21 protein-coding genes are annotated in these 17440 nt (G+C 58.4%); 15 read left to right on the forward strand and 6 right to left on the reverse strand.

Annotated features, from left to right (window positions below; translation table 11 throughout):
• Positions 1–203: 203 nt before the first annotated feature.
• The 6 genes from FCH38_RS05625 to motA all read right to left on the reverse strand — a co-directional run bounded on the left by FCH38_RS05625 (position 204) and on the right by motA (position 5359).
• Positions 204–641 carry a hypothetical protein gene (locus tag FCH38_RS05625; protein WP_046800591.1) on the reverse strand — a complete coding sequence of 146 codons (438 nt, stop codon included), beginning with the start codon at positions 639–641 and terminating at the stop codon, positions 204–206.
• Positions 642–646: 5 nt separating this feature from the next.
• Positions 647–1729, reverse strand: coding sequence for a flagellar biosynthesis protein FlhB (flhB, locus tag FCH38_RS05630; RefSeq protein WP_149898569.1), 1083 nt, complete (start codon positions 1727–1729; stop codon positions 647–649).
• A 127-nt stretch (positions 1730–1856) separates the two neighbouring features.
• On the reverse strand, positions 1857–2900 hold the full coding sequence (gene fliG, locus FCH38_RS05635; RefSeq protein WP_149898568.1) for a flagellar motor switch protein FliG: 1044 nt from the start codon (positions 2898–2900) through the stop codon (positions 1857–1859).
• A gap of 27 nt (positions 2901–2927) precedes the next feature.
• Positions 2928–3467: a flagellar motor switch protein FliN gene (gene fliN, locus FCH38_RS05640; protein WP_149898567.1), complete on the reverse strand. Its 540-nt coding sequence runs from the start codon at positions 3465–3467 to the stop codon at positions 2928–2930.
• Positions 3468–3530: 63 nt separating this feature from the next.
• On the reverse strand, positions 3531–4490 hold the full coding sequence (locus FCH38_RS05645; protein WP_174373094.1) for a FliM/FliN family flagellar motor switch protein: 960 nt from the start codon (positions 4488–4490) through the stop codon (positions 3531–3533).
• Positions 4487–5359 carry a flagellar motor stator protein MotA gene (gene motA / locus FCH38_RS05650; RefSeq protein ID WP_149898565.1) on the reverse strand — a complete coding sequence of 291 codons (873 nt, stop codon included), beginning with the start codon at positions 5357–5359 and terminating at the stop codon, positions 4487–4489. Before motA ends, FCH38_RS05645 begins: the two co-directional genes overlap by 4 nt.
• 185 nt (positions 5360–5544) lie before the next feature.
• Between motA and FCH38_RS05655 the strand changes: the two genes are divergently transcribed.
• The 15 genes from FCH38_RS05655 (at position 5545) to FCH38_RS05725 (ending at position 16878) form a co-directional block, all read left to right on the forward strand.
• On the forward strand, positions 5545–6324 hold the full coding sequence (locus FCH38_RS05655) for a DUF1217 domain-containing protein (protein WP_149898997.1): 780 nt from the start codon (positions 5545–5547) through the stop codon (positions 6322–6324).
• Position 6325: 1 nt separating this feature from the next.
• Positions 6326–7060: a flagellar basal-body rod protein FlgF gene (flgF, locus tag FCH38_RS05660; protein ID WP_149898564.1), complete on the forward strand. Its 735-nt coding sequence runs from the start codon at positions 6326–6328 to the stop codon at positions 7058–7060.
• A gap of 11 nt (positions 7061–7071) precedes the next feature.
• Complete coding sequence (gene fliI / locus FCH38_RS05665) at positions 7072–8478, forward strand: flagellar protein export ATPase FliI (protein WP_149898563.1); 1407 nt, start codon at positions 7072–7074, stop codon at positions 8476–8478.
• Positions 8479–8482: 4 nt separating this feature from the next.
• Positions 8483–9046, forward strand: a complete 564-nt coding sequence (locus tag FCH38_RS05670; protein WP_149898562.1) for a hypothetical protein — start codon at positions 8483–8485, stop codon at positions 9044–9046.
• A gap of 161 nt (positions 9047–9207) precedes the next feature.
• Positions 9208–9600, forward strand: coding sequence for a flagellar basal body rod protein FlgB (flgB, locus tag FCH38_RS05675; RefSeq protein WP_149898561.1), 393 nt, complete (start codon positions 9208–9210; stop codon positions 9598–9600).
• Between the two features lie 3 nt (positions 9601–9603).
• Positions 9604–10023 (forward strand): flagellar basal body rod protein FlgC, encoded by a 420-nt coding sequence (gene flgC / locus FCH38_RS05680; RefSeq protein WP_149898560.1) that lies wholly within the window; start codon positions 9604–9606, stop codon positions 10021–10023.
• Positions 10020–10355: a flagellar hook-basal body complex protein FliE gene (locus FCH38_RS05685; RefSeq protein ID WP_149898559.1), complete on the forward strand. Its 336-nt coding sequence runs from the start codon at positions 10020–10022 to the stop codon at positions 10353–10355. Before flgC ends, FCH38_RS05685 begins: the two co-directional genes overlap by 4 nt.
• An 18-nt stretch (positions 10356–10373) precedes the next feature.
• Positions 10374–11162 (forward strand): flagellar basal-body rod protein FlgG, encoded by a 789-nt coding sequence (flgG, locus tag FCH38_RS05690; protein WP_003503427.1) that lies wholly within the window; start codon positions 10374–10376, stop codon positions 11160–11162.
• 20 nt (positions 11163–11182) lie between these two features.
• Entirely contained in the window at positions 11183–11671 is a 489-nt protein-coding gene (gene flgA / locus FCH38_RS05695) for a flagellar basal body P-ring formation chaperone FlgA (protein ID WP_174373095.1), read from the forward strand.
• Positions 11668–12789 carry a flagellar basal body P-ring protein FlgI gene (locus FCH38_RS05700; protein WP_174373096.1) on the forward strand — a complete coding sequence of 374 codons (1122 nt, stop codon included), beginning with the start codon at positions 11668–11670 and terminating at the stop codon, positions 12787–12789. The genes flgA and FCH38_RS05700 overlap by 4 nt, the downstream gene beginning before the upstream one ends.
• Complete coding sequence (locus FCH38_RS05705) at positions 12786–13322, forward strand: MotE family protein (protein WP_174373097.1); 537 nt, start codon at positions 12786–12788, stop codon at positions 13320–13322. Before FCH38_RS05700 ends, FCH38_RS05705 begins: the two co-directional genes overlap by 4 nt.
• On the forward strand, positions 13319–14038 hold the full coding sequence (gene flgH, locus FCH38_RS05710) for a flagellar basal body L-ring protein FlgH (protein ID WP_046800576.1): 720 nt from the start codon (positions 13319–13321) through the stop codon (positions 14036–14038). The genes FCH38_RS05705 and flgH overlap by 4 nt, the downstream gene beginning before the upstream one ends.
• A gap of 27 nt (positions 14039–14065) precedes the next feature.
• Positions 14066–14569 carry a flagellar basal body-associated FliL family protein gene (locus tag FCH38_RS05715; protein ID WP_174373098.1) on the forward strand — a complete coding sequence of 168 codons (504 nt, stop codon included), beginning with the start codon at positions 14066–14068 and terminating at the stop codon, positions 14567–14569.
• Entirely contained in the window at positions 14566–15303 is a 738-nt protein-coding gene (fliP, locus tag FCH38_RS05720) for a flagellar type III secretion system pore protein FliP (protein ID WP_052817083.1), read from the forward strand. The genes FCH38_RS05715 and fliP overlap by 4 nt, the downstream gene beginning before the upstream one ends.
• Positions 15304–15675: 372 nt before the next feature.
• Positions 15676–16878, forward strand: a complete 1203-nt coding sequence (locus tag FCH38_RS05725) for a flagellin (RefSeq protein WP_153513167.1) — start codon at positions 15676–15678, stop codon at positions 16876–16878.
• Positions 16879–17440: the final 562 nt, after the last annotated feature.

Below are 17440 nucleotides of genomic sequence, written 5' to 3' on the forward strand. Positions count from 1 at the left end.
TGCCGTTCGTTAACAAATCGTTAATTCGATAGGTACCAAACAACAACGCTGATTTGCAAGGCGTTCCTCGCTTCCCCAGAGCGGTTTTGCATAAAGCGGCAGGCTTCAGGCAAGGTCGGGCGAAAAAGCGATAAAACAAAACCGTCGCGGCCGCCATTTTAGCGGTCGCAACGATCAATCGATGACAATATCGGTGGTGTGGTTCAGGCCGCTTCGCCCTGATGGGCCGGAACGAATCGGGCCGCCATCAGGCTTCTGCGCAGGAACTCGGTGTTCTCATCCGGGTTTTCCGAAGGATTCTGAAACGAAACATGATTGATCTCGACCGCCGCATGTTCATTGGCGAGGATCAATTGCGCATAAACCGTGGCGCCCTTCGGTTTGATTTCGAGATCAAGAACGATCTCCGGGGCGCCTTCCCATTCGAGCTTGTATTCGCCACCCGCACCGAAATTGATCGTGCCGGGATGATAATAAAGCTCCGCGGCTGAAGAGACGAGGTCGGCGATGCTGCCATAGCACTCGAATCTGAGCAGCGAAATCAGGTCTGCCGGGTCTAGCAATCGTAGTTCGGTGGCGATCGGGTTGATCGCCTCTGCGACGATCATTTCCCGCTGTTCAGAATAGGCGGATTTTTTCATTGGTTTTATTGAACCCGTATTTTCGATGACTTCATGGCGTAAACCCGATGAACGAGCTCAGCCACAGCCTTGTAAAAGGCTGGTGGAATCACACTATCGATCGAGACTTGCGCAAACATGGAGCGTGCGAGCGGCGGATCTTCAAAAACGGGGATATTGTTTGCTTCCGCAATCTCGCGGATTTTCAATGCGATAAGGTCCTGGCCCTTGGCGACGACGATAGGCGCATCGCCTTCTTCGCGCACGTAACGCAGCGCCACCGCAAAGTGTGTCGGGTTGGCGATGACAAGTGTTGCGCGCGGCACGTTGTTGATCATGCGACGGCGGGCGCGATCTCGGGCGATTGAGCGCTGGCGGGATTTAACCACCGGGTCGCCCTGCGATTGCTTATACTCTTCCTTCACCTCATGCTTCGTCATCTTCAGCTGGCTGAACCAGTGGTGGCGGGTCCACAAAAGGTCGACGGCGGCTAGCAATGCGGTCGAAAACAGGATCACGACCATCATTTTTTTGACGAGTTCGACAACCTTGACGAAAATCACTTGCGGATCGGAAAACATCAGGTCGATCAGGCCGTAGAAATCGCCGCGCAGCGACATGAACATGATGATTGATACGATCAATATCTTGAACAGCGATTTGCCGAATTCCACGAAGCCCTGCTTGGAGTAGATGCGCGTGAACCCCTTCGCGGGCGAGATGCGCGACCATTGCGGGCGCACCCTCTCAAGCACTGGCGACGGCAGGTTCTGGAGAAACGACGAGGCAAGGCCGAAGATGATGAACATGATCATGGCCGGCATGAGCAGATAGGCCATGGAAGTGCCGAGGAAATAAAGCAACGACAGGGCATCCGGCCGGGTACTGAGGTCCCACTGGTCGGGCTGGCCGAACAGGTCTTTCAGCGTGACGCCAAGACGGCCGGCGCCATCGGGCAGAAAGAAGACCAGATAACAGTAAAATGCGAGCGACGAGGCAAAGATCGGCACTTCCCGAGAGAAGGGAAGATTGCCCTTCTCAGCCGCATCGCGGAGCTTTTTCTCCGTCGGGGCTTCTGTTTTACTGTCCTTGTCCTCATCGTCTGCCAAGGCACGTTCCCGGGATCAAAAAAAGGCCCGCCGATCCCGGCAGGCCGTCATCCCGAAACTAGCGCCCGAGACCGGCCATCGCAATGGCCGGCTCTGCCCGAAGGGTAAGTTATCAACCGGCTTCCGCTTAGGCAGCGGCCGATTGTTCGTCCGCTCCGGCTTCCTTCAGCTGGATCTGGCCGGAATTGGCCAGACGGATAGCCTCCTGGGCCACCGCGCGGCGGGCGATTGCCACTTCGCGGGTGTTGATCGAGGCCTGCGGTACGGCGAGATCCGATTCGATCATGCGGCGCTGGCGCGGGCTGATGCTGGACAGCACACATTCCTTGATTTCCATCGTGGCGCCGCGCAGCGCCATCGTCAGAACATCGGCAGAAACATCGTTGAGCAGCATGACGCGGCTGCGCTGCGGCATGAACATGAGGTCGTCGAAGAGGAAGAGCTTCGGCTTGACCTTGTTCGCGGCTTCCTTGCTCAACGTTTCGAGCGAGCTGAGCAGCGTATCGACCTGCGGCTTCTCCAGCTCGTTCATCAGATCGGCAACCTTGGTGGAGCCGCCTGCATTACGTTCCGCTTCGATCTCGTTGATGAGGTTGACCACACGCTTCTCGATGATCTGGGCGGCCGTCTGGCTCACTTCCTTCATGTTCACCGTGCGGTTCATGATATCGGCGCGCTGCTCTTCGGGAATGGTCAGAAGAACCTTGGCGCCAAACGACGAGGGCAGCATGGAGAGGATGTAGGCGATGGTCTGGGGGTGCTCGCGCAGCAGGAACTTGCCGACGAATTCCGGCTCGGCTTCCTGCAGGCGATCCCAGATCGACGCTTCATAGGCCTGGAAGGCCGCACGGCGGCCGAGAAGGCTGTCCACCTCTTCAGGGGTCAGACCTTCTTCGAGAATGCTTTCGATTGCCTTGGCATTGTCCATCAGACCCGTTCCTTCGGTGAACAGGTCTTCGAACTCCGCGACGATCTGGGCAAGCTCGTCGGGAGGAATGACACGCAGGGTCTGAGCCGAGGAAATGATCATCTGCAATTCGTGCTGCGTGAAAAACTTCAGCAGCTTGCCGGCGACGCCCTTGCCCATGGCAAGCAGCACCGCGGCCGCCTTGTCGGTCTGAGACAACGGCTTCCCTGCCAGCGGGTTACCGAAATCCTCGAAGTCCATCATGGTCTTTCCTCTCCGTCCCCACAGGGATCAGGCTTTTCTCGTACTCATTACTTCAATCAATTTTACGCCGAAGCGCGTATCGTCGTCTTCAAGTACCGTTATCTCACCGCGCGCAATACGGCGGCCATTCACCATGATTTCGACCGGCTCGCCGATCTTGCGGTCAAGCGCAATCGTCGCACCCTCTTCGAGGTTCATCAGTCCCGAAACCAGCATACGGCTGGTGCCGAGAACGATCTGGACATCGATCGGGATGTCCATGATCATTTCCATGTTTTCGGACAATCCGCTACCGAGCGGCGCCTTCAGACCCGCGACCTGCGGGGCCGCAGTGAAATCGTCCATCGCAAAACCGGCCGCTCCGCCACCGAAGGCGGAAAGGTCGGTATCAATGGAAGCATCTTCCGTGCTTCCGAAATCGCCGAAGTCGCCAAAATCGGACAGCGAACCTTCCGCATCCGTCTTGAGGACGCCACGCAGATCGCCGATAGCCTGGTCGAGGTCGCCGGCATCTTCCAGCGACGGCAGCTCCGCATCATCGGTCACAGGTGTTTTCTTCGTAGCCATGCGCTGATTATTCCCTTTGAAACTTGCGTCAGCCTGCCCAGAACCCAAAAGGGCGGGCAGGATTTAACCCATCAGATGTCGCAAAATCTCGTCGTCCGTGCTGACATTGTTCTTCACCCGAACCATGTAGCGGTCACCGGACTTGCCGAATTCGCAATTATAAAGCTTGGAGCCGTTGGCACTGACCTCGACGCCGATATCGTCCTGCTTCAGATCCTGAAACGGAATGACGTCGCCGGCCACCAGTTTGGAAATTGTCCGCAGCGTCAGCGTTTCAAGCTTGATGCGCGCCTCGAGCGTTACCTGCGATCTCTTCACCTGCTGCGAGATCATCTCCATCCATTCCTCCTGCTTCTTCAGCGCCTGGGCCGAAGCTTTGGGCGCGACGATGGAGGTCTTGAGCAGGGGCCGCTGCGGCACGATGAGAGAAAACTCGGACGAAACCTTGCCGATATCAATCTTCATGCGGATGGTGACGCCGTAAAGGCCGGCAATCATCTCGTCGAAGGCGCTCTTCCCATTGGCGCTGAACGGCGGGTCGATTGTCGCCTCGAAGCCGCCCGGCGCGTTGACGCCCGAACGCAGGACACCCGCGATGCGGCCGAGAACCATGGCCGCAAGGTCAAGCTCGATATGCGACAGGCTGCGTTCATCCGGGTCGCCGATGGTGTCTGGCGCCGCACCCAGCATGCGCTCCATGAGCGCGATGACGAAGCCGTTGCCGACCGCCATCATGAAATTGGGGCACCAGTTGCGCAGCGAACAATCGGCAATCGAGACGTTCTGTCCGACATTGGCGATGAGATCGGTCATCAGCCCCGATTCGGAACCGATATATTCGACGTCGATCGCGATGCCGGTCTCGCTGTGAAAGATATCAGGCAGGAATTCGCTGTAGAGATGGCCGATATCGGAGCCGATCCTGGCGATGGTCTTGCGATCGGAAAGCCCGCCGGTGAGTTGCGCGAGCAGGGCCGTGTCGATGGCGGGGGCTCTTTGCGCTGCAGCTTTTGCCATGGTCATGCCGCCTTGTTTTCGCCGCCGGGATTCATCATCTCCTGCTCGACGGCGTCGATGGACGGCCGCTCGTAGTTGGAGATGGTCTTGCGGCCATATTCAAGTGCGACCTGCGGCACCGAGCCGTTCATGTAGGCGATCAGTGTCTGCTTGACGATGATATAGAGGCGGTGCTGCTTGGAGCGGACGATCTTGACCTGCGACGCGAGCGGGTTGCAGATCGAGTAGGACAGGATGATGCCGAGCATGGTGCCGACGAGTGCGGCGCCGATGAGGCCGCCCAGCACTTCGGGCGATTCGTTGATCTTGCCCATGGCCTTGATGACGCCGAGAACCGCCGCGACGATACCGATGGCGGGGAAGGAATCCCCCATGGTGGTGATCGCGTGGTAAGGTTTCAGCTTGTCATTGAGGATGGTCTCGATTTCCTCATCCATCAGCGCCTCGATCTCATGACTGCGGGCATTGCCGATGATGATGAGGCGGACGTAATCGCAGATGAACGAGGTCAGCTCCTTGTTCTTCAGAACCGAAGGCGCCGACTGGAAGATCGAGGATTCTTCCGGATTGTCGATATGGGCTTCGATCTCGTTGCGCGATTTCGTGCGCAGGTCGCGCATCAGCGAATAAAGCACGCCGAGCACGTCGAGATAGTTGCGCTCCTTCGGAACCGAGTGTTTGAAGGCCTCGCCGAGCGCCTTGCCCGAATCTTTCACGACCTTCATCGGGTTCGCCATGATGAAGCCGCCAAGCCCCGCTCCGCCGATAATCAACAGTTCGAACGGCTGAATGAGGACGTCCAGATGGCCGCCCATCGCCATGTAGCCGCCGATGATGCAGCCGAAGGTGATTATAAGTCCAATTACAATATTCATTGATCGACCACGCCCGAACAGTGTTCCATGCCGACATCTCTAGAAAATGTGGCTTGCGTGAACCTGTCCGCTACGCCTCTTTCATGCTTCTCCGGCAATCAGTTTCGCACAAGCAAGCTACGGCAATATGCCGGCAAAGGCGGACGTGCGCCTTGAGATCGGGATCAAACGAGAGCGGCGGTTCAGTGACTTCCACCTACACCAGCTACAGACTGATCAGTCAGGACATCGGCAAGTCGCTTGAGCGCGTGTCGAAGCAGCCCGACGTGGCGCGCGAAACCGAATATTACCGCGCAAAAATCGGCGATGTGAAATCCATCGACGACTTCATGGCCGATACACGCCTTTATAATTACGCGCTGAAAGCTCACGGCCTCGAAGATATGGCCTATGCCAAAGCCTTCATTCGCAAGGTGCTGACCGAAGGCACGTCGGACAAGAATGCCTTCGCCAACAAGCTTTCCGACAATCGTTACGCGGATCTGGCGAAATCGCTGAATTTTGCGGAGCTGGGAAAAGCTGCGACCGCGACTGAGGCGGCACAATCGGGCACCATCGAGAAATATACCCGCCAGACGCTGGAACAGACAGCCGGCGATGACAATAACGGTGTCCGGCTTGCCCTTTATTTCGAGCGCAAGGCGCCGACGATCAAATCAGGCATGGATTTCCTGGCCGACGATGCGCTCGCGCAGGTGTTCCGCACAGCCTTCAACCTGCCCGACGAATTTGCCGCTGCGAGTGTCGAGAAACAGGCCGCTCTTATCGAAAAATCCATCAAGATCAAGGATCTGCAGGATCCTGAGAAGGTCGGCAAGCTGCTCGAGCGTTTCACCATCATGTGGGAAATGCAAAACCCCTCGACGACCTACGACCCCCTGGCCGTTTTCGGCTCCTCCAGCGGCTACGGCATTTCCCCGGACCTGCTGATTTCCATCAACTCCCTGAAACTCGGAGGCAAATGATATGCAATCCGGACTATATGTCGCCCTGTCCTCGCAGATCGCGCTGGAGCGCCGTCTCACCACCATTTCCGATAATATGGCGAATGTGAACACGGTCGGCTTCCGTGGCTCCGAAGTGAAATTCGACGAAATGGTCGCCAAGAACCACAATGACATGAATGCCAAGGTGGCCTTCGTTTCACAGGGCAACGACTATCTCTCCACTCGCCAGGGTGCTTTCGAGCAGACCGGCAATTCCTTTGATTTTGCCATCAAGGGCGACGCCTGGTTCTCGATGGACACGCCTGATGGCCCGATTCTCAGCCGTGACGGCCGTTTCACCATGCGCCCGGACGGCGCGCTGATCTCCTCGAACGGTTATCCCGTTCTTGACTCCGGCGGCGGTCCCATCCAGCTCAATCCGAATGGCGGACCGATCACCGTCGGCCTCGACGGTGCCATCAGGCAGAACGAAAACATCGTCGCCACGCTCGGCATCTTCAAGGCGGATTTCTCGCAAGGTTTCCTGCGCCATCCCAATAGCGGCGTGAAGCCCGTTGCCCAGCCGACACCGGTCGTCAACGATCACGAGGTCGGCGTCGTTCAGGGTTATCTCGAACAGTCAAACGTCAACGGCATTTCCCAGATGACGCAGCTCATTCAGGTCAACCGGGCCTTTGAGAGCATTTCCTCGCTGATGCGCGACACCGAATCCACCTTCGGCGAAGGCATCAAGACGCTTGGCGGCGCGCGTTAAGGAACTGATGTATGACAATGCCGGACCCCATGCTCTCGGCTGAGGCCATTTCACCGAAGCTCGCGCAACTGGCGAGCCTCGCCGGACACTATGCCGATCCGGAGTTTTCGGTGGCGCCGGGCGGCCATGTCCGCACCATTGCCGCAGGACACTATACGGTGTCCGGCCTGTCGCGGCATGTTAGGCTCGGCGAGTTCGTCGCCCACCGCAGTGCGACCGGCATCCATCTCGGTGAAGTGGTGCGCGTTGAGCCGGACATCTGCTATGTCTGCCCCATCGAACCCGGTGAACCGATCGGCATCCACGACACCGTCATCCGCAAGGGCGCTTTCCGTGTTGCGCCTGACGACAGCTGGTGTGGGCGCACCATCAATGCGCTTGGCGAACCCATCGACGGCCAGGGGCCGCTTTCCTCCGGTACAGAGCGCCGGTCGATCTCCAACAATGCGCCGCCATCGATGACGCGCAAGCGGGTGGAGACGGCTTTCAAGACCGGCGTGCGGGCAATCGATATTTTCTCGCCCTTGTGCCTCGGCCAGCGTCTCGGCATTTTCGCCGGCTCGGGCGTCGGCAAATCCACGCTGCTGTCGATGCTCGCCAAGGCTGACGCCTTCGACAAGGTGGTGATTGCGCTGGTCGGCGAACGCGGACGTGAAGTGCGCGAATTCATCGAAGACACGATGGGCGAGAATATGAGCAAGTCCATCGCCGTGGTCGCCACCAGCGATGAAAGCCCGATGCTGCGCAAGATGGCCCCGCTTTCCGCCGTCACCATTGCCGAGCACTTCCGCGACAAGGGCGATAACGTCCTTCTCATCATCGACAGCGTCACTCGTTTCGCCCATGCGATCCGCGAAGTGGCGGTCGCCTCCGGCGAGCCGCCGGTGGCGCGCGGTTACCCGGCCTCGGTCTTCACTGAGCTGCCGCGCCTTCTGGAGCGGGCGGGACCGGGCGCTGAAGGCACCGGCACCATCACCGCCATCGTCTCCATTCTGGTGGATGGCGACAATCACAACGATCCGATCGCCGATTCGACCCGTGGCATTCTCGACGGCCATATCGTGCTGGACCGCAGCCTTGCCGAAGAAGGCCGTTATCCGCCAATCAATCCGCTCGCCTCGATCTCGCGTCTCGCCAAGAAGGCATGGACACCAGATCAGGAAAAACTGGTCTCGCGCCTGAAGGCGCTGGTGCATCGCTTCGAGGAAACGCGGGATCTGCGCCTCATCGGCGGTTACCGGCCCGGCACCGATCCTGATCTCGACATGGCGATAAAGCAGGTCCCGATCATCTACGAAACGCTGAAACAGCTTCCAAACGAACCGGCAGCGCAGGACGCCTATGCCGATCTGGCGACGGCGCTACGGGGCGGAGCGCAGAATAATCAGCCGCAGGTAAACCCGAGAATGAGAGGCTGACGCCGTGAAAAAGAAAAAAATCGACAATGGCGACGTCGAGGACGCACGGCCTCAGCCGCCTTTCTTCACGCTCGACCGCATTCTGGCCTGGACCGGAATAGGGCTTGCCGCTGCCGCCGCATTTTTTCCCTGGTACGTGTTCTTCAACGAAGACAAGTTTGGGATAAAGGTGGCGGGCGGTGACCGTACACGCGACCTGCCTCACACAGGCCCCCGGGAGGTCTTCAGCGTTTCGCCGATGGCCATGACCAACCGCAACAAGGAAGACATGCCGCCGCCGGGCGAACTGCCGGACATGCTGACGACGGCGACAGTCAACGCCAGCGGCAAGGAAAAGCAGAACGATCTCGCCGCCGGTGTGGAAGATCAGCCCTTCCCCGGCCAGACCTCATTCCGTCTGCTGCATGTTTCCAACGGTCGCGCGCTGATCGAGGATGGATCAGGCATGTATATGGTGCGGGTCGGCTCCACCCTGCCCGACAATGCGCTTCTGACCAAGATCGAGCAGCGCGGCGGTGAATGGCAGATCGAGACTTCTTCCGGAAAAACCTATCGTCCTGAAAAATAGACGGTGTTTTCTTCTCTCAAAAAAGGCGCGCCGCATCTGCCGGCGCGCCTTTTTTGTTTCACACATACCGGTTCTTCCGCCGTTTGGTGCCTTCGCCCTTCTCCGCAAGTCTGACGCAAGATTAGCCCCGTAGGTTCGGGCCATACGAGATGGAGAAGTCTATGCAACCGATTCAACTGTTCGATCTGGCATCCCGCCAAGCGGAATGGCTGAGCGTGAGGCAGGAAGTCGTGGCGACCAACATCGCCAACGCCAACACCCCCAAGTTCCACGCCAAGGATGTCAACCCTTTCGAAGCGGTCATGCAGGCCACCAGCCAGCAGGTCGGCATGGCAAAGACACATCCCGCCCATTTCGGTGCAAGCGACCTCAGCGAAACTATCGCCGTGCGCGACAACCCGATCAACAACGAGATCGGCATGCAGGAGTCAGGCAATTCGGTCGCGCTTGCTGAAGAAATGACCAAGACCGGCGAGATCAAGCGGCAGTACGACCTGAACGCCAATCTCGTCAAATCCTTCCATCGCATGATGCTGATGACGGTAAAGAGGTAAGCCATGGATCCCTTGAGTGCGGCGAGCAAGATCGCGGGCAGCGGCCTGGAAGTGCAGTCCACCCGACTGCGCGTCGTGTCCGAAAACATCGCCAACGCCAGATCGACCGGCGACACCCCCGGCGCGGACCCCTATCGCCGCAAGACGGTCACCTTCGGTCAGGAGCTGGACCGCGCAAGCGGCGTGGAGCGCGTGACGGTGAAGAAGCTCGGCGTCGACCGTGGTGACTTCGTCAACGAATACGATCCCGGCAACCCGGCCGCCGATACCAACGGCATGGTGAAGATGCCGAACGTCAACATCCTGATTGAAATGGCCGACATGCGCGAAGCCAACCGCAGCTATGACGCCAACCTTCAGGTCATCCGCCAGACACGCGACCTCGTCGCTTCCACCATCGACCTTCTGAAGGCATCACAATGATCGACGGCATCAAGCAACTCGGTTCTCTTTCGCTCACGCGCGGCGCAAGCGACATCTCCTCGCTGACGGAAAGCGTTTTCGGCAGCCAGCAGACGACGCCGGCCCAGCAGACGGGCGCAAGCTTCGCAAGCGTTCTCGGCAACGTATCGCTGGATGCGATGAACAACCTGAAGAAGGCGGAAGTCGCCTCCTTCGAAGGCATTCAGGGCAAGGCGAACACGCGTGAAGTGGTCGATGCCGTGCTTTCGGCCGAGCAATCGCTGCAGACCGCCATCGCGCTGCGCGACAAGATCGTGTCGGCCTATCTCGACATTACCAAGATGCAGATCTAGCCCAGCGGGAATATTGATATGAGAGCTCTTGCAATCGCCGCCACCGGTATGGACGCCCAGCAGACCAATCTGGAAGTCATCGCCAACAACATCGCCAACATCAACACCACAGGCTACAAGCGCGCGCGTGCTGAGTTTACCGATCTGCTCTACCAGACCGAGCGCATGCAGGGCGTGCCGAACCGCGCCAATCAGGCCATCGTGCCGGAAGGCGCCAATATCGGTCTCGGCGTGCAGACTTCGGCCGTGCGTAACATCCACACCCAGGGCAACCTGATCGAAACCGGCAACAAGCTCGACGTGGCGATCATCGGCCAGGGCTGGTTCCAGATCGAGGCGGCCGACGGTTCGACGCTCTACAGCCGCGCCGGCGCCTTCAACAAGAATGCCGACGGCAATCTGGTGACGGTCGATGGCTACAACGTCATTCCCAACATCAACATCCCGACCGACGCGCAGGACATCACCGTTACCCGCACGGGTCAGGTGACGGCCCGTATCGGCAACGCCGCTGACTTCACCGAACTTGGCCAGCTGACCATCGCCAACTTCGCCAACGAAGCGGGCCTGAAGCCGCTCGGCGACAACCTCTTTGCCCAGACGCCGGCTTCCGGTGACGCGGTCATCGGCGTGCCCGATGATCCGAGCTACGGCTACATCAAGCAGTCCTACCTTGAAGGCTCGAACGTCGATGCCGTCAAGGAAATCACCGACCTGATCACGGCGCAGCGCGCCTATGAGATGAATTCCAAGGTCATCACCACCGCTGACGAAATGGCATCGATTGTCAGCAAGAACCTGAAATAAGAACGGAAAGGCAGGCGGACATGAGGTTTGGCCGAAACAATTACAGCTGCAGAACGGCGCTCGTCCGTATGTGCCTGGCGTCTGCCTTTTCAATGGTTGCCATGGCGCCGGCTCTCGCTCAGGCGCCAATGGCACTGGTTCCCACACGCACCATCTATCCGGGCGAGACCATCTCGTCCGACCAGGTGAAGCCGGTGGAAGTGACCAATCCCAATATTTCCTCGGGTTACGCGACCGATATCAGCGAAGTCGAAGGCATGATCTCCAAGCAGACCCTGCTTCCCGGCCGCACGATACCGGTTGCCGCGCTGCGCGAAGCATCACTGGTGGTGCGCGGCACCAACGTCAAACTCGTCTTTACCATCGGTAACATGACGCTGATGGCGTCGGGAACGCCGATGACGGACGGCTCGCTTGGTGAAGTGGTGCGGGTGCGCAACATCGATTCCGGCGTGATGGTCAGCGGCACGGTGATGAAGGACGGAACCATTCAGGTGATGGCGAAATGAGATTGCTTCGTATCCTGGCCGCGGCCATTCTGTTTTCGGCCCAGCCATTCCTTTCCGTACCCGCAGCCCATGCCGATACATCCCGCATCAAGGATATCGCATCGCTGCAGGCCGGACGCGACAACCAGCTGATCGGATATGGTCTCGTGGTCGGCGTGCAGGGCACGGGCGATAGCCTGCGCTCCTCGCCATTCACCGAGCAATCCATGCGCGCGATGCTGCAGAACCTCGGCATCACCACGCAGGGCGGCCAATCGAACGCCAAGAACATCGCCGCGGTGATGGTGACGGCCAATCTGCCGCCCTTCGCCAGCCCCGGCAGCCGTGTGGACGTGACGGTCAGTTCGCTTGGCGACGCCTCTTCGCTGCGCGGTGGCACGCTGATCATGACTTCGCTTTCCGGTGCTGACGGGCAGATCTATGCGGTCGCGCAGGGCGCACTGATCGTCAACGGCTTTTCGGCGCAGGGCGATGCAGCGACGCTGACTCAGGGTGTGACCACCTCTGCCCGCGTGCCGAACGGCGCGATCATCGAGCGCGAATTGCCGTCCAAATTCAAGGATTCAGTCAATCTGGTCCTTCAGCTGCGCAATCCCGATTTTTCGACTGCGGTGCGTGTTGCGGACGTTGTCAACGCCTTTGCCCGCGCCCGTTACGGCGATGGTATCGCCGAACCGCGTGATTCGCAGGAAATCGCGGTGCAGAAACCCCGCACCGCTGACCTCACCCGGCTGATGGCGGAAATCGAGAACCTGACGGTGGAGACGGATACGCCCGCCAAGGTCGTGATCAACGAACGCACCGGCACGATCGTCATCGGCGCGGATGTCCGCATTTCCCGCGTTGCCGTGAGCTACGGAACGCTGACCGTGCAGGTGACCGAGTCGCCGCAAGTCATCCAGCCGGCGCCCTTCTCGCGCGGCCAGACAGCCGTGCAGCCGCAGACGGACATCATGGCGTTGCAGGAAGGCAGCAAGGTCGCCATCGTCGAAGGTCCTGACCTTCGCACGCTGGTTGCCGGTCTCAACAGCATCGGGCTCAAGGCGGATGGCATCATATCCATCCTGCAAGGCATCAAATCCGCCGGCGCCCTTCAGGCGGAGCTTGTGCTGCAATGATGGAAAATCAGAAGACAAACGCTTATAGCACCGGTCTTGTCCGCTTCGCAGCGGTTGCTTCGCTGCTTTTCCTGCTGCCAGCCGCCGGCGCGGAGAGCCAGCAGAACGTGGTATCGGAACTCAGCACGCAGGATGAAATCCAGAAATTCTGCACCAACATCGCCGATGCGGCCCGCGACCAGCGTTACCTGATGCAGAAGCAGGAACTGGAAAAGCTTCAGGCCGACGTCAACGAGCGCATTTCCGCGCTGGAAGACCGCAAGGCGGAATATGAGGACTGGCTGGCACGCCGCGAGCATTTCCTCAATCAGGCCAAAAGCAATCTCGTCGATATCTACAAGACGATGAAGGCGGATGCCGCCGCACCGCAGCTTGAAAAGATGCATGTGGAAATTGCGGCCGCCATCATCATGCAGCTGCCGCCGCGCCAGTCCGGCCTCATCCTTAGCGAGATGGATGCCCAGAAAGCCGCGACCGTCGCCGGCATCATGTCGCAGGCAATCGACAAAAACACTTCGAAGGATCCTTCATGAGCACGCGTCGTCTCCCGGCCCTCCTCCTGCCGCTCGCTCTGCTGGCAGGTTGCCAGAACAACCAGACCCTGAAGGAAATCGGCAACGCCCCCGCCATGAGCCCGATCGGCAGCGGCCTGCAATTCAGCCAGACGCCGCAGATGGGCATGTATCCCAAGCAGCCGAAACATATGGCCAGCGGCTATTCGCTGTGGAGCGACAGCCAGGGCGCGTTGTTCAAGGATCTGCGCGCGCTGAACATCGGCGACATTCTGACCGTCAACATCCAGATCAACGACAAGGCCGATTTCGACAACGAGACCGAGCGTAACCGCACCAATTCCAGCGGTCTGAACTGGAAGGCCAAGGCGGAAATCTTCGGCTGGACGCCGGAAGCGGACTCCAACATCAAATACGGCTCCGACACCGACACGCAGGCCAAGGGCAAGACCAAGCGTTCCGAAAAGCTGACGCTGATGGTGGCCGCCGTCGTCACGGGCATTCTGGAAAACGGCAACCTCATCATCAGCGGTTCGCAGGAAGTGCGCGTCAACCATGAAATCCGCATCCTCAATGTCGGCGGTATCGTCAGGCCGCAGGATGTCGATGCGCAGAACATGATCTCTTACGAGCGCATTGCCGAGGCACGCATCTCCTACGGCGGTCGTGGCCGCCTGACGGAAGTGCAGCAACCCCCGGTCGGTCAGCAGGTCGTCGACCTGTTCTCGCCACTCTGACGCCGGTTTTCGGGAGCGGGACTGACCATGGAAAACGAACAGACTGAGAGCAAGAAAAAGTCCTCCCCGGTTGTCATGACGATCGTCGGCGTGGTGATCCTGACGTTGCTCGGTGCGGGCGGCGGCTGGCTGGTGGGTGGCATGATCGCCCCCAAGCTCGCCGGCGCGGAAGCCGCAGCACACGCGCCGGCCGCTTCGGCTGAAAAGGGCAAGGGCGCCGAGGGCATCGAGAAAATCTCCGCCGAAGCGAACGGTATCGTCCAGCTTGATCCCATCACCACCAATCTCGCCTACCCTTCGACCAACTGGGTGCGGCTGGAAGTGGCGCTGATGTTCAAGGGGCCGGTGGAAGTCGGGCTGGCCGAGGATATCCATCAGGATATCATGGCCTATGTGCGCACTGTTTCCCTTCAGCAGCTGGAAGGGCCGCGCGGCTTTCAATATCTTAAGGATGACCTTCAGGAACGAGTTGACCTGCGCTCGAAAGGGCGCGTATCCAAGGTCATGTTCCGGACCTTTGTCATCGAATGATTCGATTTCTTGTAACCATCGCCGTCCTCCTCGCCTTGCCGGGCCTTGCCAACGCCCAGCAATTCCCGTCTGATCTGTTCAATACGCAGATAGACGGATCCGTCGCGGCATGGATCATCCGCACTTTCGGTCTTCTGACGGTTCTCTCCGTCGCGCCGGGCATCCTGATCATGGTCACGAGCTTTCCGCGCTTCGTGATTGCCTTTTCGATCCTGCGCTCCGGCATGGGACTGGCCTCTACCCCGTCCAACATGATCCTGCTGTCGATGGCGATGTTCATGACCTTCTACGTCATGTCGCCCACCTTCGACAAAGCCTGGACCGACGGCGTGCAGCCGCTTTTGCAGAACCAGATCAACGAGCAGCAGGCGATCGGGCGCATCGCCGAGCCTTTCCGCACCTTCATGAACGCCAATACGCGTGACAAGGACCTGAAGCTGTTCGTGGATATCGCCCGCGAGCGCGGACAGGAAGTGATGACCGACAATGTCGTCGACTACCGCGTGCTCGTTCCGGCCTTCATGCTGTCTGAAATCCGGCGCGGTTTCGAGATCGGTTTCCTGATCATCCTGCCGTTTCTGGTCATCGATCTGATCGTCGCCACCATCACCATGGCCATGGGCATGATGATGCTGCCGCCCACCTCCATTTCCCTGCCGTTCAAAATCCTGTTTTTCGTGCTGATCGACGGCTGGAACCTACTCGTCGGCAGCCTCGTCAGATCGTTCAACTGACGGCATCTGTGCCGAAATAAACTTCGTTAATCCTGTTTGTTAACCCCGCAGCCCCACGGCAGCGGGGTTTTCGCGTTTTAAGCCTTTGGTTACCAGTTTTGCTAGGGGTCGGATAACTATAATTTTAAATTAAAAAATTACCATTTAAATACACTCCGCAGTAACCATAAGTATTTTCCAGTAGTTCTTAGTGCTCAAATTAATAATTACGCAATTTTTCGCTGCGAAATTCTCTCTACACACAGCGGGTTTGGTTTCAAGAGACAAGTAACTCTGAACCGAGTGGCATGAAGCCGAAACGTTGTGACCGGTAATACGAAGTCCGGAATGTCCCCAATTCCAGTATCTCGTAAAAACAAGGGACAATATATTATGGCAAGCATTCTCACCAACGCCTCCTCTATGGCTGCTCTCCAGACGCTGCGTTCTATCGGCAGCAACATGGAAACCACACAGGGCCGTATTTCTTCGGGTATGAAGGTCGCTACCGCTTCCGACAACGCTGCTTACTGGTCGATCGCGACCACGATGCGCTCCGACAATGCAGCTCTCGGCTCCGTTTCCGACGCTCTGGGCCTCGGCGCTGCAAAGATCGACACTGCCTACGCAGGTATGGAATCTGCGATCAAGGTCGTTGACCAGATCAAGCAGAAGCTCGTAACCGCCAAGGAATCCACCGCCGACAAGGCAAAAATCCAGGCTGAAATCACCCAGCTTCAGGATCAGCTGACGTCCATCACCTCTTCCGCATCGTTCTCCGGTGAAAACTGGCTGAAGGGCTCGATCGGCAAGGCCGGTGCTGCTGCTGCCGATCTGGCAGTCGGCGTATCGATCGACAAGCAGATCGTTGGCTCGTTCACCCGTGACGCTTCCGGCAACGTCCAGACGCAGGCTGTGGATATCAAGCTTGACGGCACGAACGTGCTGGTCGACTCCAGCGGCAAAAACCAGGGCCTTCTCGACAAGAACGCTACGAAGGCAACCGTTGCCCAGTGGACGGACGGCAAGTACTACACCGCAACGACGACCCCGCCCGCTGCTGCGACCGCTTCCAAGGTATCGGACAGCGTCTGGACGGACGGTGCCGCTACTCCGAAGTTCTTCAAGGAAGTTGAACCGAACAAGTTCCTGGAAGTAACGGACGCAACCGGTACTGCGCTCGCTGGCACACCGACCGCTCTGACCACAACGGCTGCCGTGTTCGTAACGGACACTTCGGTCGCCAAGGTCGACATCACCAAGCTCGACACCATCAAGACCGGTCTCGGCCTTGCCGCCACGGCGACTAACGAAGACGTACTGGACAGCCTGATCTCGCATGTCGATGGTCAGCTGGAAGGCATGAACTCCGCCGCTGCAAAGCTCGGTGCTCTTTCTTCGCGTATCTCCCTGCAGGAAGACTTCGTCTCCAAGCTGTCCGATACGATGGAAAAGGGTATCGGCCGCCTGGTTGACGCCGACATGAACGAAGAGTCCACCCGCCTCAAGGCTCTGCAGACGCAGCAGCAGCTGGCAATTCAGGCCCTGTCGATCGCCAACAGCGACTCGCAGAACATCCTGTCGCTCTTCCGTTAATCGGACCGAAATTACAAAAACCGAGCCGCGCCCGAAAGGGCGCGGTTTTGCTTTATGGAGTGGTCCGCAAACCGCAATGTTTCGTTTACCATCCCTGCTTTCAAAGCATTTACCACGATTTGAACGAAGGGCCGTATGCCCTGTGAAATTAGGAAATTGGCAAGCATCGGCTGTCAGATTTTGCGTATGGACAAGCGGATAGCCGCTGGCCGGAATGACATGAGACACAGGATCGCAAGCGGGGGCTGACCGTCTTTCAATCAGGTGAAAAGGCAAACGCGACGGAGGCTGACCCGAGCGTATTGTTCCTCTACCAAAGCCGCATCCGGAAACGGGTGCGGCTTTATTGTTTTTTAAGCATTTGCGGTTACACGCGCGCACGCGCAAAGGTTGAAGGTCAATTACTCTGAATGCACTTTTTTAGAGAGTCATTAGATGTTAATTAACTATATGAAGGTTAGCTAGAGCCATCGAAACGGTGAGCTAACCTTTAAAAATCAGCCGGTTAGCAGGCATGATGCTGCGCGCTGTTCCCGGTGAAACCGGAATGTCCCTTTTCTAG

Origin of the sequence: Agrobacterium tumefaciens (assembly GCF_013337285.1) — a bacterium.
Classification (GTDB): domain Bacteria; phylum Pseudomonadota; class Alphaproteobacteria; order Rhizobiales; family Rhizobiaceae; genus Agrobacterium; species Agrobacterium burrii.